The organism is Affinirhizobium lemnae (genome assembly GCF_022968395.1).
Taxonomy (GTDB): domain Bacteria; phylum Pseudomonadota; class Alphaproteobacteria; order Rhizobiales; family Rhizobiaceae; genus Neorhizobium; species Neorhizobium lemnae.
The window spans coordinates 63,487-87,851 of sequence record NZ_JALJQZ010000017.1; the positions used below are offsets into that span (position 1 = coordinate 63,487).

Consider the following 24,365-nt stretch of genomic DNA (forward strand, 5'->3'; position numbering starts at 1 on the left):
ATTTTTTACTTTGTTAGGCGGCGCCTGCCGGATCACCGATTGGCAATAAAGCTGGGTTGAGCGGCGGATCATTTGGGTTTTTTGTATCAGCCGGATCCTGCGCTGGTGTCAGTGGCGGCTTTTCCTGAACACGATCAGGCACGCCGGGTGCTGGGGTAGGGCCTCGCGGTGAATCGACTGGATTTTCTGTCGGCAATGTCGTGGGCATCCTTGCCTCCTTCGATGCGGTCATCTGAAAGAACAACCCACCGAGAAACGCTTTGTTCCCCTGAAATCGGCGGGTAAGCCGGTCGAATTGCAAGAGAGGAGCGCCAACGGTCTTGAAAGCTGTCTTGCTCGCCAGTAATACGAAGCCAGATATACGCTTTTACGAGGCGAGCCCGATGATTGATTTTGAAGCAGCGCGGACCAAGATGGTGGAAAACCAGATACGGACTACCGACGTCACGTCGCACTCCGTGTTGCGCGCATTTTACAATGTCCCGCGCGAAACCTTCGTGCCGGAAAGGTCGAGGGCGCTGGCCTATATCGATAACGACATCCAGATCGCGAATGGTCGCTACCTGATGGAGGCCTCTCCACTCGCCAAGCTCTTGCAGCTTGCAAAGGTTACCAAGAACGACGTCGTTCTGGAAATCGGCTGCGGGACAGGCTACGCAACCGCTATCCTCTCGCATCTTGCTGGTACAGTCGTTGCGATCGAGAGCGATACGGAACTGAGCGCCGCGGCCAGTGCAAACCTCGCTGCCTTGGGTTGCGACAATGCCGCTGTTGTTACGGGCGAGCTCGAAAAAGGTTATGCGGCGGAAGCCCCTTATGATCTGATTTTCATCAATGGTTCCGTTGAAGAAGTTCCTGAAGCTCTATTCTCCCAACTGCGGGATGGTGGTCGCCTTGTTGCAGTTCTCGGATATGGGAACGCCTCGACTGCCAGAGTTTTTCTCAAGGAGCATGGCGTCATCTCCGTAGCTTCGCACTTCAACACGTCGGTGAAGCCGTTGCCGGGCTTTCGAAAGTCCAAGGAATTTGTCTTCTGATCAAGATGGGCGGCCTTCGGGTCGCCCTTTTCGTATCGGTGGTGCCCTTGTGGAGTGTGGCGGCTGACCAGCAGATCATCTGTCTGCAGATGTCGAGGGCTTTTAGCTTCTTCCGAACTGAAGCTCCTGCGTTTCTTTGAGAAACCTGTGCATCCGTTTGACCAATCTATCTCCGGTAATTGTGACGCAGCATCCCCTCGCGTAGAATCAACCATGATTCGTTGCCTGCTAGCATGAGTGTGATGCGGAGCTCGACTTTCAGATCGGGGATAGAAATGGCTCAGCCAAACGTCGCGCGTGAACCCTCCATGGAAGAGATCCTGGCGTCCATCCGCCGGATCATCGAAAGCAATGATCCGATCAGCGAAAGCCAGTCGGTCAGGGGCGCGCAAGCTTCCTCTTATTTAGAGGATAGTGAAGAGTTCGATGTCGAATCGGACTATGACGATGGCTACGTGTCCCAGGTCCCTGCGAATGACCCGGGCATGTCCTATGCGGAACCTGTTTACGCCGAGCATTCGAGAGCGGTCATGGAAATGAGAGAAGTTGCGGCAGAGCAGCCGCATGTCAACGAAAAGTCATTGTCTCTGGCAGATGTTGCAGCCAGGGTTCGTGCCGGGGCTGCGCGACCCGCTGACGCTGGAGTGGCAGTTAATGTGGCGGCCTCTCAGTCTGAAATGTCTCGTCCGGCTCCGCAGGCCGTGCAGCATCCGGCCTATGTGAATGCCGAGAGGGCGCGCTCCGTACCGATCCAGCCTGTGGAGCAGCCCTCCGCTCACAGAGATCAGGCCTACCGCGAAGCTGCGAATGCTCAATCGCACGAAAGTCGTGAGCAGGCGTTGCCGGCCCGCATTGAACAGGCCACCTCGCTCTTGTCTGAAGAGGCGGGTGCGCAGATTGCGCGGTCTTTCAACGATCTTGCTCAGGTCGTGAATGGTATCGAGCGCGAGACCGTTGAAGACATGGCGAAAGACATGCTGCGTCCCATGCTGCGTGAGTGGTTGGACGATAATTTGCCGACTCTTGTCGAGCGGCTTGTGCGCGAGGAAATCGAGCGCGTAGCGCGCGGCCCGCGGCGGTGAACGGATCCTGTCACCCGCAATAGCCGCCCTTGAGGCGGCTTTTTTATTGACTCGCATCTGGCAGTCCTATTTACAGCCAGCAACGAGAACTCCAGGTTTTGGTCCCAAAATGCTCGAAAAAACTTATGATTCCGCCTCTGTTGAACCGAAGATCGCAGCCGCATGGGATGATGCCGATGCGTTTCGCGCCGGTGCGAATGCAAAGCCAAATGCGGAAACCTTCACGATTGTCATTCCTCCGCCAAACGTGACGGGTTCCCTGCATATGGGACATGCCCTGAACAACACGCTTCAGGATATCATGGTCCGTTTCGAGCGGATGCGCGGCAAGGACGTGCTTTGGCAGCCGGGAATGGACCATGCGGGTATCGCGACCCAGATGGTTGTGGAGCGTAAGCTTGCGGAAGCGCAGCAACCGGGTCGTCGGGCTCTCGGCCGCGAAGCCTTCATCGACAAGGTCTGGGAATGGAAGGCTGAATCGGGCGGATTGATCTTCAACCAGTTGAAGCGGCTTGGTGCGTCCTGCGATTGGTCACGCGAGCGGTTCACAATGGACGAAGGCCTGTCGAAGGCTGTGCGTGAGGTCTTCGTGACTCTCTACAAGCAGGGCCTCATCTATCGCGGCAAACGGTTGGTCAACTGGGACCCGCAATTCGAGACAGCGATATCGGATATTGAGGTCGAGAACCGCGAAGTCGATGGCCACATGTGGCATTTCAAATATCCACTGGCCGGTGGGGAAACCTACAGCTATGTGGAAAAGGATGCCGACGGCAACGTAACCTTCCAGGAAGAGCGCAACTACATTGCGATCGCGACAACGCGCCCAGAAACCATGCTTGGCGACGGTGCGGTAGCCGTTAATCCGAAAGACGAGCGTTATGCTCCGATTATCGGGAAACTCTGCGAAATCCCAGTTGGTCCTAAAGAAAATCGCCGCCTCATCCCGATCATTGCCGACGAATATCCGGATCCGACCTTCGGATCCGGTGCAGTCAAGATCACCGGGGCGCACGACTTCAATGACTATCAGGTCGCTCGACGCAACAACATTCCGCTGTATCGTCTGATGGATACGCAGGCGCAGATGCGGCAGGACGGCGAGCCCTATGCTCGTTGCGCGGAGCAGGCGCTGGCGATCACACGCTCCGGCCAACTTCCGAGCGAGGCGGAGGTCGACGATATCAATCTGGTTCCAGAAGAATATCGTGGGCTGGATCGCTATGAGGCGCGCAAGCGGATCGTTGCTGCCATCAATGCAGATGGTCTTGCCGTCACGACCAAGGACGCAGAGGGCAACGATGTTCCCTATGTCGAGAACAAGAAGATCATGCAGCCGTTCGGCGACCGCTCGAACGTCGTTATCGAGCCTATGCTGACGGACCAGTGGTTCGTGGATGCCAAGACACTCGCCGAGCCCGCCATTGCATCGGTTCGTGAAGGACGCACGAACTTCGTTCCGAAGAACTGGGATAAGACCTATTACGAGTGGATGGAGAACATTCAGCCCTGGTGCATCTCACGCCAGCTCTGGTGGGGTCATCAGATCCCGGCCTGGTATGGACCGGATGGGCAGGTCTTCGTCGAGAAGACGGAAGAGGAAGCTCTGGACGCAGCCGTCCAGCACTATCTGGCGCATGAGGGACCGTGGAAGGCCTGGGTTCAGGAGAGGCTCGAAAACTTCGAACCCGGCGCGATCCTGACACGTGACGAAGACGTTCTCGATACGTGGTTCTCGTCGGCGCTCTGGCCGTTCTCCACGCTTGGCTGGCCGGACCAGACTCCTGAGCTTGCGCGCTATTATCCCACCAGCGTGCTCGTCACCGGCTTTGACATCATCTTCTTCTGGGTCGCCCGCATGATGATGATGGGTCTGCACTTCATGAAGGATGAGGATGGAAATCCCGTCGAACCGTTCCACACCGTCTATGTGCACGCACTTGTGCGCGACAAGAACGGACAGAAGATGTCGAAGTCCAAGGGCAACGTCATCGATCCGCTTGAACTGATAGATGAATACGGAGCCGATGCGCTGCGTTTCACGCTGGCAATCATGGCGGCGCAGGGGCGGGATGTGAAGTTGGATCCGGCTCGTATTGCCGGTTACCGCAACTTCGGCACCAAGCTGTGGAACGCAACCCGTTTCGCGGAGATGAACGGCGTCAAGCGCGATCCGAAGTTTAGTCCTGACGCTGCAACGCTGACGGTCAATCGCTGGATCCTGACGGAGCTTTCGTCCACGATTGTCGACGTGACCACCGCCGTAGAAACGCAGCGCTTCAATGATGCTGCAGGCAGCCTGTACCGTTTTGTGTGGAACCAGGTCTGCGACTGGTATCTCGAACTGCTGAAGCCGATCTTCTCTGGAACGGACGAGGCGGCAAAGGCCGAAGCCCAGGCTTGCGTGGCCTATGTGCTGGAAGAAACCTATAAGCTTCTGCATCCGTTCATGCCATTCATGACGGAAGAGCTTTGGGCTCACACAAGCGAGCGTGACGGTCTCTTGTGTCACGCTGACTGGCCTGCTCCGAATTTCGCTGACGACGCGGCAGCTTCGGAAATCAACTGGCTGGTCGATCTTGTCACGGGTATTCGCTCGGCTCGTTCTGAGATGAACGTGCCACCATCGGCGAAGGCTCCTTTGATTGTTGTAGGTGCTTCAGCGTTGACGCAGGGTCGTTTGCAAAGGCATCAGGCTGCAATTGAACGGCTGGCGCGTGTCGAAAAGACTGAACTCTCGGACACCGCTCCACGTGGCGCAGCGCAGGTTGTGATCGCAGAGGCAACGGCGTGTCTTCCACTTGGAAGCCTGATTGATCTTGGAGCCGAGAGAGCAAGGATCGAGAAGGCACTTGGAAAGGTGCAGGCTGATATTGATCGCGCCGATAAGAAGCTTGCCAACGAGAAGTTTGTCGCCAATGCCGATCCAGAAGTGGTCGCTGCCGAGCGTGAGCGCTTGAGCGAGATGCAATTGCAGCAGGCAAGCCTGAAGACGGCACTTCAGCGGATCGCCGAAGCAGGCTGATTCTTTCTGTTATTCCTAAACTAAGGCCTCGGTGTTTCGCGCCGGGGCTTTTTGTTCTAGGTCCAGCGAATTTGCCCAAAATTCACACTCATTTTACGTCGCCTACGCGATTTCAGACAATGTTGCCTGCCAGCAACAATCGACGCATTATGAGAAAATTGCACTAAAAACGCGCAGAAAATATCAAAATTATGAAAAAATTATGCTGATATTTCGCGTATTGCGGCTTCTCCATGCAGGCTTACGTAAATTTTTCTACGCGCTCTCTATGGTGGCCGGAATGTGTCGAAGTTGTGTTTTAATCTGTGACAATTAGGCTATGGAACGGTCACTTACCTGGGAGTGGGAAAATTATGGTAAGAACTTATCTTACGAAGAGCCTTCTGGCTGCTGCGGCGGTTAGCGCTCTTAACACGAGCGCTTGGGCGGGCGGCCTTGAGCGTGGCGGCTATAATATCGACCTGCTATACGATCGTTCATCCGTGGCAATCGAATCGTCTGCAACCTATGTCGCTCCTCAGCGCAAGCTGAAGAATGTTCAAGACGTGGATCGCACAGACGGTCTAGGTTCGAATGGCTTGAACGGTGGCAGTACGACTGCCGATGACTCAGAAAATTACTGGATCCCGCGCGTTGGAATCAAGGCAGCAATCGGTGATGCAGCAGACTGCATGTTCGATTATTCGCAGCCTTGGGGTGCGCATACCAAGCCAGGTCGCAACTGGCGCGGCGCTAACGAGAATATCGAAACGAAGGTCGAAAGTGATAACTACGCGGTTACCTGCTCGTACCGGTTTGATGCCGGTCCGGGTCAATTGCGTGTTATCGGCGGAACGTTCTATCAGGAAGTAAGTGGTTTCAAGGAAAGACTCGTTGCGCCTGCCGGTTTCCCCGGTGTTCTCGGCAACGGTATCGGTCGTCTTGAACTGAAAGATAGTGCTTGGGGCTGGCGCGCTGGCGTTGCCTACGAAATTCCCGAATACGCATTCCGGGCAAGTCTCGTATACAACAGCGAAGTTAATCTCAATGACATCTCGGGTACCTTGAACCTGTCGCAGGTCAATGGTCGTATCCTGAATGTCTATGGTGCCCAGAAGATGCCAGACAGCCTTGAACTCAAGGTGCAGTCTGGTATTGCTCCCGATTGGCTGGCCTTTGGCTCCGTGAAATGGACCGATTGGAGCCAATTGCAGACGATCCCGTTCTGCGTCGTAGGCGTGCCGGTTTGCAGCGGTGCCACACAGATAACCTCGCTTGAACTCGGCTATCGTGATGGCTGGACCATCAGCGGTGGTGTTGGCCACAAGTTCAATGATCAGTGGAGCGGTGCGGTCAGCCTGACATGGGACCGCGGCACGAGCCAGGGCTTCGGTACGCAGACGGACACCTGGTCTGTTGGTGCCGCCGTTTCCTACGCGCCGACGCAGAATGTCGAACTCCGCCTCGCGGGTCTTCTTGGAGTTCTGACGTCCGGTTCGTCCGGCCCGACAACCATCAACGGTGTCCGTTATGGAACCGATGCTGCCTATACTTTCGGCAATGATCTGGTTGCTGCGATATCCACATCGGTCAAGGTCAAGTTCTGATCTGACGTGAACTTCATGATGACGCCTCGGCTTTCGCGAGCCGGGGCGCTTTGCTTTAGGCGTGCCTTTTATGCTTAACGTTAACGCTATCAAGCGCCGAGAGTATCTCGGTAACGATGTTTCGAGTGTCCGGTTTTGTGACGATTCGGCAACAGATTTTTACGACGTTCGATTGTATCTTCTCGAGCATCAACTTCTGTCCATTTCCCGCCACAAACGAGGCGCAGCGAGGTAGGCAGAAAGAAAGCGATCCTGCGGGGGCGGGGCGCGTATCGGAGTAACATGGGCGATTTCTCGAAGGAAAATCTGAGTTTTCCGGCGAAGCGGGTTTCGTGCTCGACTTCAAGAGGGAATGGGATTCGAAATTCGGTGGAAGCCGCAGTCTTGCCGAAAACGCACTCTATGCTTTCGGACGTAGCCCAGCTGCAAGGCAGGCGATCTGATCCGGTCCAACTGTCTTTGATAAGTGCGCCGGAACAAGTGTTCAGAGTAGGTGCATGACAATGGTGAGCAGCCGCAATTCTCTTCGTCATCGAGAAACATGTTCATCGATTTTCACCATGTCACCTTTAATCATCAGCATGGTTAGGGAATCGTAAAGATGCTGGTGTTCTCCAAAGCTTCTTTTGGGCTAATGACGCTCGGCCTCGTGATGGCCATTGCGCCGCCGCGAACTGCAGCCGCATTCGATATCAATTCCGGCGTGACCAAAGAATCCGGTCCGTTTGACCTCTTCAAGTTCGGTTTCAAGGCTTACAAGAACGGCCAGAAAAAGGATGCGGTTGAAGCCTATCGCTATGCTGCTGAAAAAGGCCATACGGGCTCGCGATGGGCGCTCGCCAACATGTACGCCTTCGGCGACGGCGTCGCGAAGAATGATTATGAGGCATTCAAGATCTACAACGAGATCGCCAGCCAGGGCATCGAGCCCGGCTCGGAAGATACCGGCTTTTTTGTCAACGCCCTGCTTGCTCTGGCGGACTACTATCGTCACGGTATTCCGGGGTCTCCGATCCGCACAGACCTCTCTCAGGCACGTCAACTTTATTTCCAGGTCGCTTCGACCTTCGGCGTGGCTGAGGCGCAGTTCCAGCTCGCACAGATGATGCTCACGGGGGAGGGCGGGGCCCGCAATGTCCTACAGGCAAAGAAGTGGCTGAATCAGGCCCGCAAAGGTGGGCATGCCGGTGCCATGTCTGTATTCGGCAACCTTCTGTTCCAGGAAGGTCAGTCGGTACGAGGTCTGGCTTACATGACTGCCGCGCTGGATCGTTGCAGCAAGAACGAATGCTCCTGGATGCAGCGACTGCAGGAAGATGCTTTCTCTCTGACAACGGAGCAGGATCGCCGCAGCGCCATCGTTCTTGCCCAGCAATTCGACGCAGAAGACGGTGGCGACTGAAAGTTCCTACTTCTGGCGGACTGTTCGGTGTCAGGCGAAGTTGAACGTCCCGACGACTGGAACGTGATCCGAGGGCTTTTCCCAGGCTCTGACCTGTTTCTCTATTGAGGTGCTGACCAATCTGTCGGCCGCTTCCGGCGAGAGAAGCAAGTGATCGATGCGGATGCCGTTATTTTTCTGCCAGGCACCTGCCTGATAATCCCAGAATGTATAAAGCTGGGTCTGATCTGTCGTGGCTCTCACAGCGTCGATAAGCCCCAGATTTTCCAGCCGACGAAACGAAGCACGCGTCGCAGGAAGGAACAATGCATCCGTTGCCCAGGCGGCAGGGTCATAGCAGTCGTGCGGCTCCGGAATGACATTATAATCCCCTGCGAGGACGAGAGGCTCTTCAAGAAGCAGACGATTTGCGGCGTGCTGCCTCAGCCGCTCCATCCAGGCCAGCTTATAAGGATACTTGACCGGATCATCAGCCGGGTTGCCATTGGGAAGATAGATGGATGCAACCCGTACGACGCCGGACGTTACAGAAAATACAGCCTCGATGTAGCGAGACTGTTCATCGCTATCGTCGCCCGGCAGGCCGCGCATTACATCTTCCGGCTTCAGCTTTGACAGGATGGCGACGCCGTTGAAGCCCTTTTGTCCATGTGTTTCGACGTGATAGCCGAGGGATTCGATTTCCAGTCTCGGAAATCCTTCATCGACCGACTTGATCTCTTGCAGGCAAACAATATCTGGTGAGAAATCGCTCAGCCACTGGCGCAAGTTTTCGAGGCGGGCCTTGATCCCATTTATGTTCCAGGTGACGATCTTCATATCTGCTTTCCCGATTGCCCTGCTGTTTTAACCCAAGGAGCAATCAATGAAAGTGGAAATCGATGATCAATCTCAGATCGAGAAGCTCGTTCCACAGCCGCAACTTGCCACGGCATTAGGATTTTTGATCTGGAACGATTGACCAAGCAGGTTATCGACAAAGTCGATTTCAGATCCCGTCATGTACACCAGCGAAAGACTGTCGATCAGCACTGTGGCGCCGTCTTTCGAAATCACGAGATCGTCTTCTCCCTGGGCGTCCACGACGTCGAACTTGTAGGAGAAGCCGGAACAGCCGCCACCTTCTACGGAGACCCGCAAGGCTTTTTTGCCAGCATCGGCAGATACGATCTCGGCAATGCGCCGGGCAGCGGATTCGGAAACGGTTACGGGTGCATCTGTCATGGTCTATTCTTGCCTTCTTGCCGGGTTCAAGGCCCGGAGATTGCTGCAATCGCATTGCGTTGCTTCGCTGTATAGGTATGAAGGGTTGAAGGGCGCGTCAATGGTGCTTCGCGTCCGTATGTTATGCGCAAAACGGATGGATCATGTCAGTCGATACACGCATTCTGGGTTTTGGCAGCGGCGAACGGGCTATTTTCGCTTCCGATCCGTGGCAGAGCCGAGGGCGTCTGGTACCGGAAAATTCCAGCCTGACGCGGTCCGAATTCCAGCGGGACCGTGACCGTATCGTCCATACCACTGCATTTCGCCGCCTGAAGCACAAGACGCAGGTCTTCATCGGGGTGGATGGCGATCACTATAGAACGCGTCTGACACATACGATCGAGGTCGCGCAAATCGCCCGCGCACTCGCCAGGGCCTTGAAGATCGACGAGGATCTGGCTGAGGGCGTGGCGCTGGTTCATGATTTCGGTCATACGCCCTTCGGGCATACTGGCGAGGACGCTCTCCACGAGGTTCTGCTGCCCTACGGCGGCTTTGACCACAATGCTCAATCGCTTCGTATCGTCACAAAACTAGAACGACGTTACGCTGAATTCGATGGCATCAACCTGACATGGGAAAGCCTGGAGGGCCTGGTGAAGCACAATGGTCCGTTGATGGATCGTTCAGGGACGGGGACACGGGGTTCCGTTCCGCAGCCCATTCTCGACTATTGCGAGATCAACGATCTTGAACTTGCGAGTTTCGCCAGTCTAGAAGCGCAGGTTGCGGCCATTGCCGACGACATTGCGTACAACACGCACGATATCGATGACGGACTGCGTTCCGGCTATCTGACCTTCGACATGCTGGAAGATGTGCCTTTCCTTGCAGCAATGATGCGGGAGGTGAGGGCGAAGTATCCGAATCTGGAGCCTGCTCGCTTCGCAAACGAAATCATGCGCCGACAGATAACGCATATGGTCGAAGACGTGATCGGTGTTGCGCAGCGACGCCTTGAGGATCTGAAACCGCAAAGTGTACTCGACATCCGTGCTGCGGATCATGCCATTGCGACATTCTCGGATGAAATGGCGGAAACGGACAGAGCGATCAAGAAGCTGTTGTTCTCGCGCATCTACCGACATCCCGAAATCATGCGCATCCGGGCTGGGGCGGCGCAAATTGTAACAGATCTGTTCGGAGCCTACATGCAGGAACCGTCGGAGATGCAGAGCCACTATTGGGTCAGTCACATAGCCGGGCTCAGTGAAGCGGCACGCGCACGCCACGTGGGCGACTATCTGGCTGGGATGACCGACACTTATGCTGTGAAGGCCCATATGCGCCTGTTTGACCGTACCCCTGATTTGCGTTAGGCACCCCACCGAAACCAATTCATTGGCGGCCTTTCCGCCCTTTTCGCTGGGATGCAGCACCATGAACCTGTTCGCCGATTTCGAAGTTCGGATCAAAGAGGCACTTGAATCTATCGATCTCATTCGTGAGAAGCGCGAAAGTGTTGATTTCAATCGCCTGACTGTCGAGCCGCCTCGCGATCCGAGCCATGGCGATGTTGCTACCAATGCAGCTATGGTACTCGCAAAGCCGCTTGGTACGAATCCTCGCGCCCTGGCGGATGTTATTGCAAAGCGCCTGCAGCAGGATGCAGATGTCGTAGACGTAACGGTGGCCGGTCCCGGCTTCATCAATATTCGCTTGTCCTCCGCCTATTGGCAGCGACTGCTTGCCAGCATCATCCGGGATGGAGAAGGCTACGGACGCTCCGCGGTCGGGGCCGGACGCAAGGTCAATGTGGAATTCGTTTCCGCCAATCCAACCGGACCGATGCATGTGGGGCATTGCCGCGGCGCTGTCGTAGGTGATGCGCTTGCCAACCTCATGGCGTTTGCGGGCTACGAGGTTACCAAGGAATACTACATCAATGATGCCGGCTCTCAGATTGATGTGCTGGCAAGGTCGGCCTTCCTTCGATATCGCGAAGCGCTGGGGGAAACGGTAGGCGAAATCCCCCCGGGTCTCTATCCCGGAGATTATCTTGTTCCCGTAGGCCAGGTGCTCGCCAAGGAATTTGGTACGAAGCTGCACAACATGCCGCAGGAAGAGTGGATGCCGATCGTCAAGGATCGCGCCATCGACGCTATGATGGCGATGATTCGCGCGGATCTGGATGCTCTCAACGTCCATCATGACATCTTCTACTCGGAGCGTGGCCTGCATGCCGATGGTGCAGCGCGCATCCGTCAGGCAATCAACGATCTGACATTCAAGGGGCATGTCTATCGCGGGACGCTTCCCCCCCCGAAGGGCCAGTTGCCGGAAGATTGGGAAGACCGTGAGCAGACGCTGTTTCGATCGACGGATGTCGGCGATGATATCGACCGTCCACTGATCAAGTCTGACGGCAGCTATACATATTTCGCGGCAGATGTGGCCTACTTCAAAGACAAGTTCGATCGCGGCTACAACGAGATGATCTATGTTCTTGGTGCCGATCACGGTGGCTATGTGAAGCGTCTGGAGGCATTGGCCCGTGCTGTGTCCGGCGGGTCTGCGAAGCTGACGGTTCTGCTGTGCCAGCTCGTAAAGCTCTTCCGCGACGGCGAGCCGGTGAAGATGTCCAAACGTTCGGGAGACTTCGTAACGCTGCGTGAGGTGGTGGATGAAGTCGGCCGTGACCCTGTTCGCTTCATGATGTTGTACCGGAAGAACTCCGAACCGCTGGATTTCGATTTCGCCAAGGTGACTGAACAGTCCAAGGACAATCCGGTCTTCTACGTCCAGTACGCGCATGCTCGCTGCATGTCGGTTTTCCGCCAAGCCAGGGAAGCTTTTCCGGACCTTGATGCCGAATCACTTGATCTGGCAGCCGCGGTTTCAGGGGTGTCTGACCCAGCCGAAATGCAGCTGATTGCCAAGTTGGCAGAGTTTCCGCGCATAATTGATGCTGCGGCACTCGCTCAGGAGCCTCACCGGCTTGCTTTTTACCTCTATGATCTGGCAAGTTCCTTCCATGCGCACTGGAATAAGGGCAAAGATAACCCTGACTTACGGTTTGTTAAGGATAACGACCGAGAATCCAGTATCGCCAGACTTGGGTTGGTGCGCGCTGTCGCGTCCGTATTGAAGTCCGGGCTTGCCATCACTGGCACTGCTGCACCGGACGAGATGCGATAGTCACGCCACCATTTACCCATATTGCGCTGGCATGAGCAGTGGTTAGCGTAGGTAAGTGGACAAGGGTATGGCAAACAATAACGTGGCTTATGGCCGTAGCGGCGTGCCTGACGTATTTGCGGATGATGATCCGCTTGCGGAATTGGCGCGCATTGCGGGCTATGATGAGCGGTCCCCCTTGCGACCTGTGGCGGAGCAGCCGCCACGGCGAGAACCGGCCTTCAATCTTGAAGATGAATTGCTTCGCGAGCTCGAGGATTATCGAGATACTCGTCCTTCGGTCCCTGTCGATCCTAGTCTGTCCCACACGGTTCTTTCCCACTCGGCGGAGACACCTGTCCCTCGATCTGAGCCCTCCATGATAGCAACAGCTGGAACGATTTCAGCGCGCGTGAGTGAGCCGGCTGCTGATCCATTCAACGACGAGGAATTCGATACGCTCGATCGTCACGATCCTATGTCTCAGTCTCATGTGGTCGATCAGTTCGGAATGGCACCGCGGCGTTCCGAGGTATCGCCTTCGCGTCAATTCGAGCCAGACCCTGCGCCTCGATCCGTAGCTGATGTGAAGCCTGTCGCCGCCGCACTTGTGGATACGTCAGATTTCAATAGCGATCTGATTTCCGAGCTTGAGACATCATTGACGCCGGTCGAGCCACGCCCGATTAAAGCGACGCGGCCTCCGGCGCGGGCTTACGAGCCTGGCTTCCGGATGCCTCTGGCAAACTTCAACCCGGCCTCTGTGCCGCGACATGAGCCGCGTCTGGCGGAGCCGATGGCGGTAAGTGCTGTGTCAGAGCCAACGGAAGGAGCGATTGCCGCGACTGCTTCACCGCAGGTTGACAGTTCGGTGTGGGAAGAAGAGCTGGCGCGTGTAGCTGCCTTCGCGATGGCGGCGCCGCAGACCTCACGTCAGGCAACAGGCGGGGAACTGCCACAGGTCGAGGCCTTTCGCAATGAGGATCGCGCAGCCCAGGCACGTCTGTCCGCCGACCTGCCTCCCGTAAGCTCAATAGCGCCGCTCCCGGATTTTGCGGTCATCGACGAACGTTTTGCCGACCAAGGCCGTGTGGGTAATCAGCAAAAAGAGCCTGCGTTCAGTTCCGATCTGGATGATGACTTTGAACTGGCTCTCGATGAGATTGAATTCGATCTTTCGGATCTGATGGATGAGATGGATCCTGTAGCCGCTCCAACTCGGCCAGTTCCGCCAGCGCACGCGATTGAACCGCGTACTGAAGCTGCCAAAGCAATCCAAAATCCAGCGCTGAAACCCGAACCGCAAGTGCCGTTTGCCGCTGCATTTGAACCGCGTCAGGAGCTCCGTCCAGCCCCGTCCAGCGTCGCTGCGGTTCCGGCCTTCCTCGCAAATTCGCGCTCTGCAGCCGCCATGGGTGTTGCTGCGCCCATCCAGAGCCCACCTGCTCCGGGTTACGCGACGCAGCCAAGCGCTTCTGTCCGTTCTGCTCCACAGGCGGTTACCGAGGGAGCATCTGGCGATGGGGATGCGTTCGACCCTGCGCTTCTTACCGATACGGACGAAATGCCGGAGACGGTCCCGGACCTCAACGTACCTGAGCTTCCTGTCCATGAGCCGGAACAGCAACCCGTTCAGCACTCGGAATTCGACATCGATCTTGATGCAGAGCTCGCTTCTTTTCTGACGCAGGCAAATGCTGGACCGCAGCCGGTCTCCGTTGCTGCGCAACGTGCGCGCAACACGAATTCCAGCATTTCGGTTGCAGTCTCTCCCGACGCAAAATCCGCGGCGCGTCCTTCCGATGGTCTAGATGATTTTGAGCGTGCATTGGAGGAAGATTTCCGTCGCAGCCTCCAGACACCTTTCCCGGCGCGGGCTGCGCGGGAAGAGGAAATGGACGATGACGCCATCTATATGGCACCCCGCAAGCGGCTGACCTGGATGCTGCCGGCGTCAGCGGCAGGCTTCGTTGCGATCCTTGGTTTGTCCGGCTACGCGTTTTACGCAAGCCACGGTTCGAAACTGACAGGTGATGGCGGGCCGGTGGTCATTGCTGCCGATACGCAACCGGTCAAGGTTGCGCCTGAAAATCCTGGCGGCAAGATTGTTCCGAACCAGGATAAGGCTGTCTACGATCGCGTCGCAACGGGTACGCTGGATGCACCCAAGCAATCTTCTCTGATCTCTTCCGATGAACAGCCGGTGGATGTTGTTCAGAAGACATTGGAAACGTTGCCGATGGAGACGGAGGGTGGCAGCATCGAGGATGCTTCCACGCCGGTGGGTGAGACAGAAGATGCTCGTCTGCTGCCGCAACAAGTGGCCGTCGCCACAAGTGGTGAGGATCAACTGGCGGTTATGCCGCGCAAGGTCAAGACAATGGTTGTCCGCCCGGACGGGACATTGGTCGAGCAGATCAAGGAAGTTCCCGCTAAGCCTGGACAAGTGCCTGTTACGGCTGTGAAGACTGAGAAGGTACCGGCGGCGCCGGCATTGGCTGAACCGACGAAGACCGCAGCGACATCCTCAAACCAAGCTGCTGGTGCGCCGGTTTCTGCTCCGGCAGTCACGTCGTCCGGTACAGTGCCTGCAACCACAGCCTCTACTCAGCCAAGCAAGACGCAGGCACCGATACCGGGCGCGCGTCCAGTCGAGCAGCCGGTCAAGGTTGTCGCAGCTGTCAGCGATCAGGGCGCAATCCGTGCTGCGGCTTCTCCTGCAGCCACTGCTGCTGCCGCCGCTCCGCAGGCTGCTGCCCAGGCAGGTGGTGCAGGCGGTTATTATCTTCAGGTCGCTTCGCTTCCTTCCGAAGCGGATGCCCAGAAGTCATACAAGAACCTTTCCGCCAAGTTCGGCAATATCATTGCAGGTCGCGGTGTCGATATCGCCAAGGCTGAAATTGCCGGGAAGGGCACCTTCTATCGTGTGCGCATTCCTGCGGGAAGTTCCAAAGACGAAGCAGCCGCTCTGTGCGAAAAGCTCCGTGCTGCCGGTGGTAGTTGCCTGATTACACGCTGATTACCCTTACTTTTCAAAGTTGGAACGGGGCGGAAACGCCCCGTTTTCCGTCGGGGCATTGCCCGCCAAAGTATGACATCCAGAACGGCCGCGAAGAGGAAAGAAGATGAGCAACTGTAAGGCAATGATCCTTGGATGCGCCGGCACGGAATTGTCCGCCGACGAGATTGCCCTTTATCGCGATCAGCAGCCCTGGGGTTTCATCCTGTTTGCTCGCAATCTCAAGGAAGAGGGCCAGATCCGCAGTCTTGTACAGTCGATGCGGGATGCGGTCGGACGTCAGGATGCGCCTGTGCTGATCGACCAGGAAGGGGGGCGTGTTCAGCGTATCCGCGCGCCGATGGCTGAAAGCTACCCGTCAGGTTCGGTTCTTGGTGCGCTTTATGAGCAAGATGAGGCACGGGGATTGCGGGCTGCATGGCTGATGTCGCGCCTCCACGCCTTCGATCTGACCAAGCTCGGCATCAACATCAACTGTCTGCCCGTTCTCGATGTTGTTGTGCCTGGAGGGACGCCCGCTATCGGCAATCGTTCTTACGGTGAAAACACTGCGACGGTTGCAGCTGTTGGTAAAGCCGCAGCCGAGGGTCTGAAAGCTGGCGGCATGTTGCCGGTTATGAAGCATATGCCCGGCCACGGTCGTGCGATGGTCGACTCCCACCACGACCTGCCGGTTGTATCGGCATCCATCGATGAACTCGATGCGCATGATTTTCTGCCGTTTCGTCAGATGAAAGATGAGCTCATGGGCATGAGTGCCCATATTGTCTTTACCGCGATCGACCCCGAAAACCCCGCAACGACATCGCGCAAGGTCATTGATGAAGTCATTCGTGGGCGTATCGGCTTCGATGGTCTTCTTCTCTCGGACGATAGTTCGATGAACGCGCTGAAAGGCACACTGGGCGAGCGTGCTGCCAACATTATTTCCGGCGGCTGTGATATTGTCCTTCATTGCAACGGCGTCATGGAGGAAATGAAGCAGGTCGTCCGCGAGGTCCCGCTTCTATCCGGCAAGAGTCTAAAGAGAGCTGAGGCCGCACTGGCAGGCTTTACCCCCGCAGACACATCCCGCGAGGCCGATTTGCGTGCCGAGTTCTGGTCGCTTATACCATCAGCGTAAACCGTTCCGCTTTTTCTGCTCGCATCGTCCAGCAGGAGGAGAGGCTTCTCCCACAGGCGCGAGTATAGCGATGGCCGTCGATAAGCAGACCTCCATTCCGATGGACCAGCTTTGGCAGGATAGTGAAGCGCGTGGTGTCAGCGAGGCGGCACTCGTCATCGACGTGGGCGGCTTCGAAGGACCTCTCGACCTTTTGCTGCACCTGGCGCGCAATCAGAAGGTCGATCTTGCGCGCATCTCCGTTCTTGCACTGGCGGAGCAATATCTGGAATTCGTCGAGAGTGCCCGTCGTGTTCGTATCGAACTCGCCGCGGACTATCTGGTGATGGCCGCATGGCTTGCCTATCTCAAATCGAAACTGTTGATTCCCCAGCAGTCGAGGCAGGAAGATGGTCCTTCAGGCGAAGAGATGGCAGCGGTCCTCGCATTTCGTCTCAAGCGGCTGGAGGCCATGCGCGAGGCGGCAAGTCACCTCGTCAACCGGAATCGGCTGGGCAGAGATGTTTTTGCTCGCGGTGCGCCGGAGCATCTGCCGGATAGGGCAGGCAAGACGTTCGAAGCTGAACTCTACGATCTCCTTCACGCCTATGCCAATTTGCGACAACGTCAGGCAATCACGCAAGTAACAATCGAACGTCGCAAAGTCTGGTCACTGGTGGAGGCGAGGGAACTGCTCACCTCAATGCTGGGTGAAATCGGCGACTGGACTTCGCTTCAGGCTCACCTTGTTGAGTTCCTTCCCCCGAGCGATCGCGTGACTGCGACTGCAAGTGCCTTCGCTGCATCGCTTGAACTGGTGCGTGAGGGAAAGCTGGAGATGAGGCAGGACACGGTATTCGGCAGTCTGTATCTGAGAAGTCCGCTGAAGTCAGGTATCAAGGCGCAAATGAGGGAGAAGCCTGATGTCGATAACTGACGTCGAGATGGCCAGGAACGAGTACGACAACGCAGAGGAAATCTCGCGCCTTGAGTTGGAAGCGGAACGCACGGCTGAAGCGTTGATTTTCGCGTCGGCCGAGCCCGTCTCGGAAGCATACCTGCTCGAGCGGCTTCCCGGCGCTGTCGATTTGCGCAGGGTGATGGCGAGATTGGTTCGTCTCTACGCTGGCAGGGGCGTCAACCTCATTCGCGTCGAAGACCGTTGGGCATTCCGCACGGCTGCGGATCTGTCTTTCGTGATTCGCCGGGACGATACGGAATCGCGCAAACTCTCTCGTGCAGCGCTCGAGGTTTTGGCGATCATCGCCTATCATCAACCGGTCACTCGTGCGGAGATTGAAGAAATCCGTGGCGTGCAAACCTCACGGGGAACCCTGGATGTTCTGATGGAAGCGGGATGGGTGCGCTTTCGCGGTCGCCGCAGAACCCCGGGTCGTCCCGTCACCCTGGGCACCACGCCGCGTTTCCTCGATCACTTTGGACTGGAAGAAATCCGTGATTTGCCAGGTATCGAGGAGTTGAAAGGCGCGGGGCTCTTGCAAGGAAGAATTCCGCCTGATTTTCGTGTACCGCTGCCATCCTCTGCTGATGAGCTGGTCGAGGACGAGGACCCGATTACCCAGCTGGATCTGGAGGAACTCGGTCTATTGACACCCGGTGGCACGCCGGATGAATAGCCAATGCGCGAACTGATTTCGGGGAAGGCATGCCGTTGAACACAGATGTAAAGCAACGCGGTGGCGGAACCGCCCTGCGCAGAACTGCGGGGGTTACGTTTGCCGCAAGCCTCACCTTCGATGACATCCATCATGACTATAACGGCAAGGAAACGATTCGCGGCATCAGTCTGGAGGCGCGCCCGGGCGAGGTATTGTGCCTGTTAGGACCATCAGGTTCCGGTAAAACGACCCTCCTGCGTATAGCCGCGGGTATTGAGTCGCAGACGCGCGGGCGGGTGTGCATCGACGGTCGCGAGATGGCGGGCCCTGAGTGCTTTATTCCGCCAGAAAAGCGCGGCGTCGGTCTGATGTTCCAGGATTATGCGCTCTTTCCGCATCTCTCCGTGCTCGACAATGTCAGATTCGGGTTGACTGCACTGCCGTCGTCGGATGCTGCCGCCGAAGCAATGGTCGCGCTTGAGCGAGTGGGTCTTGCCCACTATGCGCGAAAATTTCCGCACGCGCTCTCAGGCGGTGAGCAGCAACGAGTGGCGTTGGCCCGGGCGCTCGCTCCACGTCCTGGCGTTCTATTGATGGATGAGCCTTTCAGCGGGCTCGACTCGCGACTTAAGGATTCGATTCGGGCTGACACGCTGGACGTCCTGCGACAAAGCCGCGCAACGGCAATCGTGGTTACCCATGATGCAGAAGAAGCTATGCGGATGGCAGACCGCATTGCCTTGCTGAATAATGGTCAACTGGTTCAGGTCGGCCGGTCGCAGGATCTCTATAGGAAACCACGATCACTGTTTGCGGCCGGTTTCTTCTCCGAGATCAATATTTTGACGGGACGAGTAACATCGGGTCGCGTTCAAACTCCGCTCGGAGCCTGCGATTGCGGTCCAATTGCCGATGGTCAGGAGGTGGAGGTCGCGGTGAGGATATCGTCGGTTTTCGTGCGCGCCGAAGGACCAGGTGTGCCCGCGCGTATTCTCACCCGCCGCTTCCTTGGCGTGGTCGAACTGCTGACGCTGGCCGTAGAAGGGCTCGATGAGCCGCTTCGTGCACGCATCCGCGCCGATCAACTTTCGGAGGGTTTGACTGACGTGGTTGTGAACGTTGCGCCTGAAGACATTTTGGTGTTTGAAAAAAATTCCTAAACATCTTACATCGTTTGAATGCGCAATTACGGGAGTAAGTCATGGGTTCTTTTAGTGTGTGGCACTGGCTGATCGTTCTGGTCATCGTGCTGATCTTCTTTGGGCGAGGCAAGATTCCGGAATTGATGGGCGACGTTGCCAAGGGCATCAAGAGCTTCAAACAGGGCATGTCTGAAGACGATAACAAGGATGCGACGCCAACTGCGACGCCTGCCAAAACTGTCGATCACCAGCGCGAAGAAACAAAGTAAGTCGCCGGGACGCTTACGCGTTCCGTGGCGGGAGTATAGCCCATGCTGGACATCGGCTGGACGGAACTGCTTGTCATTGCAGTAGTCTTGATTGTCGTGGTTGGCCCCAAGGATTTGCCGCCTATGCTTCGTGCATTTGGCAAAATGACGTCCAACTTGCGAAAGATGGCCGGAGATTTCCGAACCCAGTTCGATGAAGCCTTGCGAGAGGCGGATATGGACGGCGTGCGGCAGACAATAGATGATGCCAAGCGGTTTCATCCGGCGAACGCGATACGCGAGGCTATTAACCCTCTGCGTGAAATGGGAAACGAGATCCGCAACGACCTACAGAAGGCGACCGAGTTTCCTGGGACGACTACTGCTGATGCTGCTGTCGAGGGTTCGACAACGACTTCCGTCGATGATCTGATCCCGGCGCCAGCGTTTTCCTTGCCGGAAACCCCGCCTCTAACGCCGTCGGCTGCCCCTGTTGCGTCCGCTCAGGCACCGCCTACCGTCGTCACGTCGCAGCCGTCGTCGGTCGGTGCTGCTGCGGCAGCATCAACACCGTCGGCGATGTCTTCCTCCGGAACAGCCAATCCACCTGTGGTCTCTGCAACAGGGCTGACGAAGGCGCCGGTTGAAACGTCGTCCACTTCTTCGGTTCCTGCGCCAGACGCTGCCAAGACCCCAAGGTCACGGAAACCAGCGACACCGAAGCTGGTCGCACCAGCCGTACCCGCTGTCGTTTCTGGAGCCGGGGCGGATAAGGTGGCAGTCAAACGAACTCGCACAAGAAAACCTGCCGCGGATGTGGCTGAAGTTTCTTCTGCCACTCCTGGTACGACAAGAAGAAGCGCATCCAAGAAAACTGAGACCGTCGATTTTGCGAAAACTACGAGCGCCGAAGTTACATCCGACGTCCAAACCGCTGCGCCTCGCGCACGCAAAAAGAAGACGCCCGCTCCCAAGGATCAAGAATGAACGGCGATTTTAACGATAAGCCTCAGCCGTTGATCGAGCACTTGATGGAGCTGCGGACGCGGCTCATCTGGTCCCTTGCTGCGTTCTTCGTTGCTTTCCTCGTCTGCTTCTTCTTTGCGAAGCAGCTCTTCAACCTCCTGGTCGTTCCATACAAGTGGGCTGTCGTTTGGGCAGGCCTCGATCTTGCGAAATCGGAGCTCATTTATACCGCTCCACAAGAGTTTTTCTTCACCCAGGTGAAGGTGGCAATGTTTGGTGCGCTGGTAATTGCGTTCCCGATCATTGCATCGCAGTTGTACAAGTTTGTCGCTCCAGGCCTCTACAAGAACGAGCGAGCTGCATTCCTCCCGTTTCTCGTTGCATCGCCGCTCCTGTTTTTGCTCGGGGGAGCACTGGTCTATTTTTTCTTTACACCAATGGTCATGTGGTTCTTCCTGGCCATGCAGCAGGCGCCGGGTGAGGGGGATGTGGCAATCTCTCTTATGCCCAAAGTCTCGGAATATCTCTCGCTGATCATGACGCTGGTCATGTCATTCGGGCTTGTATTCCAACTGCCGGTGGTGACAACACTGCTTGCGCGGGTTGGTCTCTTGACGAGCGATTGGCTGCGCGAGAAGCGCAAGTTCGCAATCGTCATCGCCTTTGTCGTCGCAGCAGTTCTGACACCCCCGGATCCGCTGTCTCAGATCGGCCTTGCACTGCCGACGATCCTTCTCTACGAGATTTCCATCTACGCTGCTCGACTCGTGGAGAGGAAGCGGAACGAGGAAACAGCCGTTGCTGAAGCTCAATCCGCCTCATCCGTGACGACGTCAGAGAAGGCTTGAGGATCAGTTCCGGCATTGCAGAATTTCCGGCCGGATTGGAAACAGAACGGCCGGGACCGACGTCGCGGCTATAACCCGCAGATGATCTGGAACGACCATGCTCGATATCAAGTGGATTCGCGATAACCCGGAAGCCCTCGATGAGGCGCTTCAAAAGCGGAGTGCCGAGCCGCAGGCGCAGGCAATTCTGGCGCTTGACGAGACGCGCAGATCCGCGATCCAGAAGCTGCAAGATATGCAATCCCGTCGCAACGCCGCCTCCAAGGAAATCGGCGCCGCGATGGCGCAGAAAAACACTGAGCTTGCCGAGCAGTTGAAGCAGGAAGTAGCCTTGCTCAAGGATACGATGCCGCTCGTCGAGCAGGAAGAGCGTGCAGCTGTTGCCGCGCTGGACGACGTGCTCTCGCGCATCCCGAACATTCCACTGGACGATGTGCCCGTCGGTAAGGATGAGGCCGATAATGTGGTAACCCGGGTCGTTGGTCAGAAGCCAGGCTGGAACCATCCTGCACTGGAGCATTTCGAAATCGGCGAAGCTTTGGGCTACATGGATTTCGACCGCGCTGCCAAGCTTTCTGGCTCGCGCTTCACGGTCCTGACCAGCCAGCTGGCCCGTCTCGAACGCGCCCTTGGCCAGTTCATGCTGGATCTGCATACGCGTGAACACGGATATACCGAGGTCTCGTCCCCGCTAATGGTGCGGGATGAGGCGATGTATGGCACTGGCCAGTTGCCAAAATTCTCCGAGGATCTGTTCCGCACGACCGATGGACGCTGGCTTATTCCGACAGCCGAAGTAACGCTAACAAATCTGGTCTCGGGCGAAATTCTTGATCATGAAAAGCTGCCGCTCCGGTTCACGGCATTGACGCCATCGTTCCGCTCTGAGGCTGGCTCCGCTGGTCGTGATACGCGCGGCATGCTGCGGCAGCACCAGTTCTGGAAGTGCGAACTCGTTTCGATTACCGATGCCGAAAGCTCGATTGCCGAACATGAGCGAATGACCGCTTGTGCGGAAGAGGTGCTGAAGCGCCTCGGCCTGCATTTCCGCACGATTACGCTTTGCACGGGTGACATGGGCTTTGGCGCGCGCAAGACCTATGATCTGGAAGTCTGGTTGCCGGGCCAAGACACGTATCGTGAAATCTCGTCCTGCTCTGTCTGCGGTGATTTCCAGGCCCGTCGCATGAATGCGCGTTATCGCAGCAAGGATGACAAGAACCCCAAGTTTGTTCATACGCTGAATGGATCCGGCACGGCGGTTGGTCGCTGCCTCATCGCTGTTCTCGAGAACTATCTGAATGAAGATGGCTCCGTCTCAGTCCCGGACGTTCTTCTGCCTTACATGGGTGGGGTGACCCGTATTGAAAAAGGCGCCTGATCAATGAGGATCCTGCTCACCAATGATGACGGGATTCACGCAGAAGGACTGCGGGTGCTTGAGGGCATCGCCCGCAGTCTCTCGGACGATGTCTGGATCGTGGCGCCTGAGACAGATCAGAGCGGCCTTGCCCACTCGCTCACACTGTCCGATCCGTTGCGTCTGCGGAAGATCTCTGACAAGCACTTTGCAGTCCGCGGAACGCCGACCGATTGCGTCATCATGGGCATCCGGCACGTGCTCAAGGGCAAGCCGGACCTCATTCTATCTGGCGTCAATGCTGGTTCGAATCTTGCGGATGATGTGACCTATTCCGGCACGATTGCAGCCGCAATCGAGGGAACGATCCAAGGTGTCCGTTCCATCGCGCTCAGTCAGGCCTACAGGCATGATGCAGAAGGGCGGTTCATTCCCTGGTCGGTGGCCGCGCATCACGGTGTGGATCTGGTGCGCAAGCTTCTCCCGATTGCTTTGCCGGAGGGAACCTTCCTGAATGTCAATTTCCCCGCCTGCGCGGAAGGAGAAGTTGACGGGCTTGATGTGACGACCCAGGGCAAGACGGATTTCGCACTGGTTGTGGATGAGCGTCAGGATGGCCGCGGAAATCCTTATTTCTGGCTGCGCTTCAGTGACCGGAAGGGCCGTTTGATGGAAGGGACTGACATCGCTGCAGTGCGCGCAAATCGTATTTCCGTAACCCCTTTGCAGCTGGATCTAACGGATCATGCGGCAATAAAAAATCTTTCCGCCGCCTTGGGAGTTTCTCGTTGAAAACAGCGATGATCGAGAGGGAGGGTTTTGCCTCTCTGGTCCTTCGGCTGAGGGCGCAAGGCGTCACGGACCTCGATCTTCTCACCGCCTGCGAACAGACGCCGCGCACCCAGTTTGTTCCATCGCAATTTGTCAGCGAAGCCTATTCAAGCCGCTCCATTCCGATTGACTGTGGCTCCTTCATGGAGGGCGCTGATCAGGCGGTTCGCATTCTGTCCAAACTGCAGTTGAAGCCCGGTCATCGCGTGCTGGAGATTGGCACAGGCAGCGGCTATCTGACGGCGGTCATGGCGCGCATAGCCGAGCGTGTGTTCTCGGTGGATCGCTTCCGAACCTTGATCACCGGCGCCCAGGAACGTATCGATTCGCTGGGTCTGCGCAACGCTATCGTTCGGCAGGCGGATGGCATGAATGGCATGCAGGGTGAAGGTACCTTCGATCGAATTATCGCAACCGCCGCCTTTAGCGCTGTACCCCGTTTCTATGCCGATCAGTTGGTTCATGGGGGAGCAATGATTGCCCCTATGGTCATTGATGAAGAGAACTGCATGATGGTGCGCCTGACGAAAACCGGCAGCCGCTTTGAACGTGAAGACCTTTTTCCGGTCAGCTATCTCCCGCTGGTCCCGCATATCGCGTCATATCTGTAAGCTTCAGCTAAAAAAAGTTCCGCATCAGCTAGGTCGTGGTGATGATTTAAGGATTGGGATTCCCAAAAGAGCGCAAATCGGATTCAAAGCTGATTTTGGAGATC

Annotated in this window: 21 protein-coding genes and 1 pseudogene; 18 read left to right on the plus strand and 4 right to left on the minus strand. The window is 56.6% G+C overall.

The window, feature by feature from the left end:
• Positions 1-13: 13 nt before the first annotated feature.
• On the minus strand, positions 14-208 hold the full coding sequence (locus MUU53_RS12575) for a hypothetical protein (RefSeq protein ID WP_247261185.1): 195 nt from the start codon (positions 206-208) through the stop codon (positions 14-16).
• Between the two features lie 175 nt (positions 209-383).
• Here MUU53_RS12575 and MUU53_RS12580 point away from each other — a divergent pair, with 175 nt between their 5' ends.
• The 5 genes from MUU53_RS12580 to exoR all read left to right on the plus strand — a co-directional run bounded on the left by MUU53_RS12580 (position 384) and on the right by exoR (position 8,132).
• Positions 384-1,037 (plus strand): protein-L-isoaspartate O-methyltransferase family protein, encoded by a 654-nt coding sequence (locus MUU53_RS12580; protein ID WP_247261186.1) that lies wholly within the window; start codon positions 384-386, stop codon positions 1,035-1,037.
• 275 nt (positions 1,038-1,312) lie between these two features.
• Complete coding sequence (locus tag MUU53_RS12585; protein WP_247261187.1) at positions 1,313-2,119, plus strand: PopZ family protein; 807 nt, start codon at positions 1,313-1,315, stop codon at positions 2,117-2,119.
• Between the two features lie 109 nt (positions 2,120-2,228).
• The gene (locus MUU53_RS12590; RefSeq protein WP_247261188.1) at positions 2,229-5,144 is read left to right on the plus strand and encodes a valine--tRNA ligase; all 2,916 of its coding nucleotides are present in this window, start codon (positions 2,229-2,231) and stop codon (positions 5,142-5,144) included.
• A 353-nt stretch (positions 5,145-5,497) separates the two neighbouring features.
• Positions 5,498-6,730 (plus strand): OmpP1/FadL family transporter, encoded by a 1,233-nt coding sequence (locus tag MUU53_RS12595; protein WP_247261189.1) that lies wholly within the window; start codon positions 5,498-5,500, stop codon positions 6,728-6,730.
• A 634-nt stretch (positions 6,731-7,364) separates the two neighbouring features.
• Entirely contained in the window at positions 7,365-8,132 is a 768-nt protein-coding gene (gene exoR, locus MUU53_RS12600) for an exopolysaccharide production regulator ExoR (RefSeq protein ID WP_247261207.1), read from the plus strand.
• 30 nt (positions 8,133-8,162) lie between these two features.
• On the opposite strand, the gene xth is transcribed toward exoR, so the two are convergent.
• Together xth and erpA are read right to left on the minus strand one after the other, a co-directional pair.
• Positions 8,163-8,951 (minus strand): exodeoxyribonuclease III, encoded by a 789-nt coding sequence (xth, locus tag MUU53_RS12605; protein ID WP_247261190.1) that lies wholly within the window; start codon positions 8,949-8,951, stop codon positions 8,163-8,165.
• Between the two features lie 72 nt (positions 8,952-9,023).
• Positions 9,024-9,356 carry an iron-sulfur cluster insertion protein ErpA gene (gene erpA, locus MUU53_RS12610; protein ID WP_247261191.1) on the minus strand — a complete coding sequence of 111 codons (333 nt, stop codon included), beginning with the start codon at positions 9,354-9,356 and terminating at the stop codon, positions 9,024-9,026.
• Between the two features lie 143 nt (positions 9,357-9,499).
• Here erpA and MUU53_RS12615 point away from each other — a divergent pair, with 143 nt between their 5' ends.
• The 9 genes and pseudogenes from MUU53_RS12615 to tatB form a co-directional block, all read left to right on the plus strand.
• The gene (locus MUU53_RS12615) at positions 9,500-10,717 is read left to right on the plus strand and encodes a deoxyguanosinetriphosphate triphosphohydrolase (RefSeq protein WP_247261192.1); all 1,218 of its coding nucleotides are present in this window, start codon (positions 9,500-9,502) and stop codon (positions 10,715-10,717) included.
• Between the two features lie 61 nt (positions 10,718-10,778).
• Entirely contained in the window at positions 10,779-12,536 is a 1,758-nt protein-coding gene (argS, locus tag MUU53_RS12620) for an arginine--tRNA ligase (RefSeq protein WP_247261193.1), read from the plus strand.
• 67 nt (positions 12,537-12,603) lie between these two features.
• On the plus strand, positions 12,604-15,534 hold the full coding sequence (locus MUU53_RS12625; RefSeq protein ID WP_247261194.1) for an SPOR domain-containing protein: 2,931 nt from the start codon (positions 12,604-12,606) through the stop codon (positions 15,532-15,534).
• A gap of 106 nt (positions 15,535-15,640) precedes the next feature.
• Positions 15,641-16,657: a beta-N-acetylhexosaminidase gene (nagZ, locus tag MUU53_RS12630; RefSeq protein ID WP_247261195.1), complete on the plus strand. Its 1,017-nt coding sequence runs from the start codon at positions 15,641-15,643 to the stop codon at positions 16,655-16,657.
• Positions 16,658-16,727: 70 nt separating this feature from the next.
• The gene (locus MUU53_RS12635) at positions 16,728-17,573 is read left to right on the plus strand and encodes a segregation and condensation protein A (RefSeq protein ID WP_247261196.1); all 846 of its coding nucleotides are present in this window, start codon (positions 16,728-16,730) and stop codon (positions 17,571-17,573) included.
• Between the two features lie 7 nt (positions 17,574-17,580).
• Positions 17,581-18,273: an SMC-Scp complex subunit ScpB gene (gene scpB, locus MUU53_RS12640; protein ID WP_247261208.1), complete on the plus strand. Its 693-nt coding sequence runs from the start codon at positions 17,581-17,583 to the stop codon at positions 18,271-18,273.
• 29 nt (positions 18,274-18,302) lie between these two features.
• Positions 18,303-19,415 carry an ABC transporter ATP-binding protein gene (locus tag MUU53_RS12645; protein WP_247261197.1) on the plus strand — a complete coding sequence of 371 codons (1,113 nt, stop codon included), beginning with the start codon at positions 18,303-18,305 and terminating at the stop codon, positions 19,413-19,415.
• 41 nt (positions 19,416-19,456) lie between these two features.
• Positions 19,457-19,666, plus strand: coding sequence for a twin-arginine translocase TatA/TatE family subunit (locus MUU53_RS12650; protein ID WP_247261198.1), 210 nt, complete (start codon positions 19,457-19,459; stop codon positions 19,664-19,666).
• A gap of 42 nt (positions 19,667-19,708) precedes the next feature.
• Positions 19,709-19,936, plus strand: a pseudogene (gene tatB / locus MUU53_RS23360) (Sec-independent protein translocase protein TatB); the annotation flags it as partial.
• A 212-nt stretch (positions 19,937-20,148) separates the two neighbouring features.
• On the opposite strand, the gene MUU53_RS12660 reads toward tatB, so the two are convergent.
• Positions 20,149-20,430 (minus strand): hypothetical protein, encoded by a 282-nt coding sequence (locus tag MUU53_RS12660; protein ID WP_247261209.1) that lies wholly within the window; start codon positions 20,428-20,430, stop codon positions 20,149-20,151.
• A gap of 198 nt (positions 20,431-20,628) precedes the next feature.
• Here MUU53_RS12660 and tatC point away from each other — a divergent pair, with 198 nt between their 5' ends.
• The 4 genes from tatC to MUU53_RS12680 all read left to right on the plus strand — a co-directional run bounded on the left by tatC (position 20,629) and on the right by MUU53_RS12680 (position 24,261).
• Complete coding sequence (gene tatC / locus MUU53_RS12665) at positions 20,629-21,459, plus strand: twin-arginine translocase subunit TatC (protein WP_247261199.1); 831 nt, start codon at positions 20,629-20,631, stop codon at positions 21,457-21,459.
• Between the two features lie 97 nt (positions 21,460-21,556).
• The gene (gene serS / locus MUU53_RS12670) at positions 21,557-22,840 is read left to right on the plus strand and encodes a serine--tRNA ligase (protein WP_247261200.1); all 1,284 of its coding nucleotides are present in this window, start codon (positions 21,557-21,559) and stop codon (positions 22,838-22,840) included.
• 3 nt (positions 22,841-22,843) lie between these two features.
• Complete coding sequence (gene surE / locus MUU53_RS12675; RefSeq protein WP_247261201.1) at positions 22,844-23,611, plus strand: 5'/3'-nucleotidase SurE; 768 nt, start codon at positions 22,844-22,846, stop codon at positions 23,609-23,611.
• Between the two features lie 8 nt (positions 23,612-23,619).
• Positions 23,620-24,261: a protein-L-isoaspartate(D-aspartate) O-methyltransferase gene (locus MUU53_RS12680; RefSeq protein ID WP_377307276.1), complete on the plus strand. Its 642-nt coding sequence runs from the start codon at positions 23,620-23,622 to the stop codon at positions 24,259-24,261.
• Positions 24,262-24,365 lie beyond the last annotated feature (104 nt).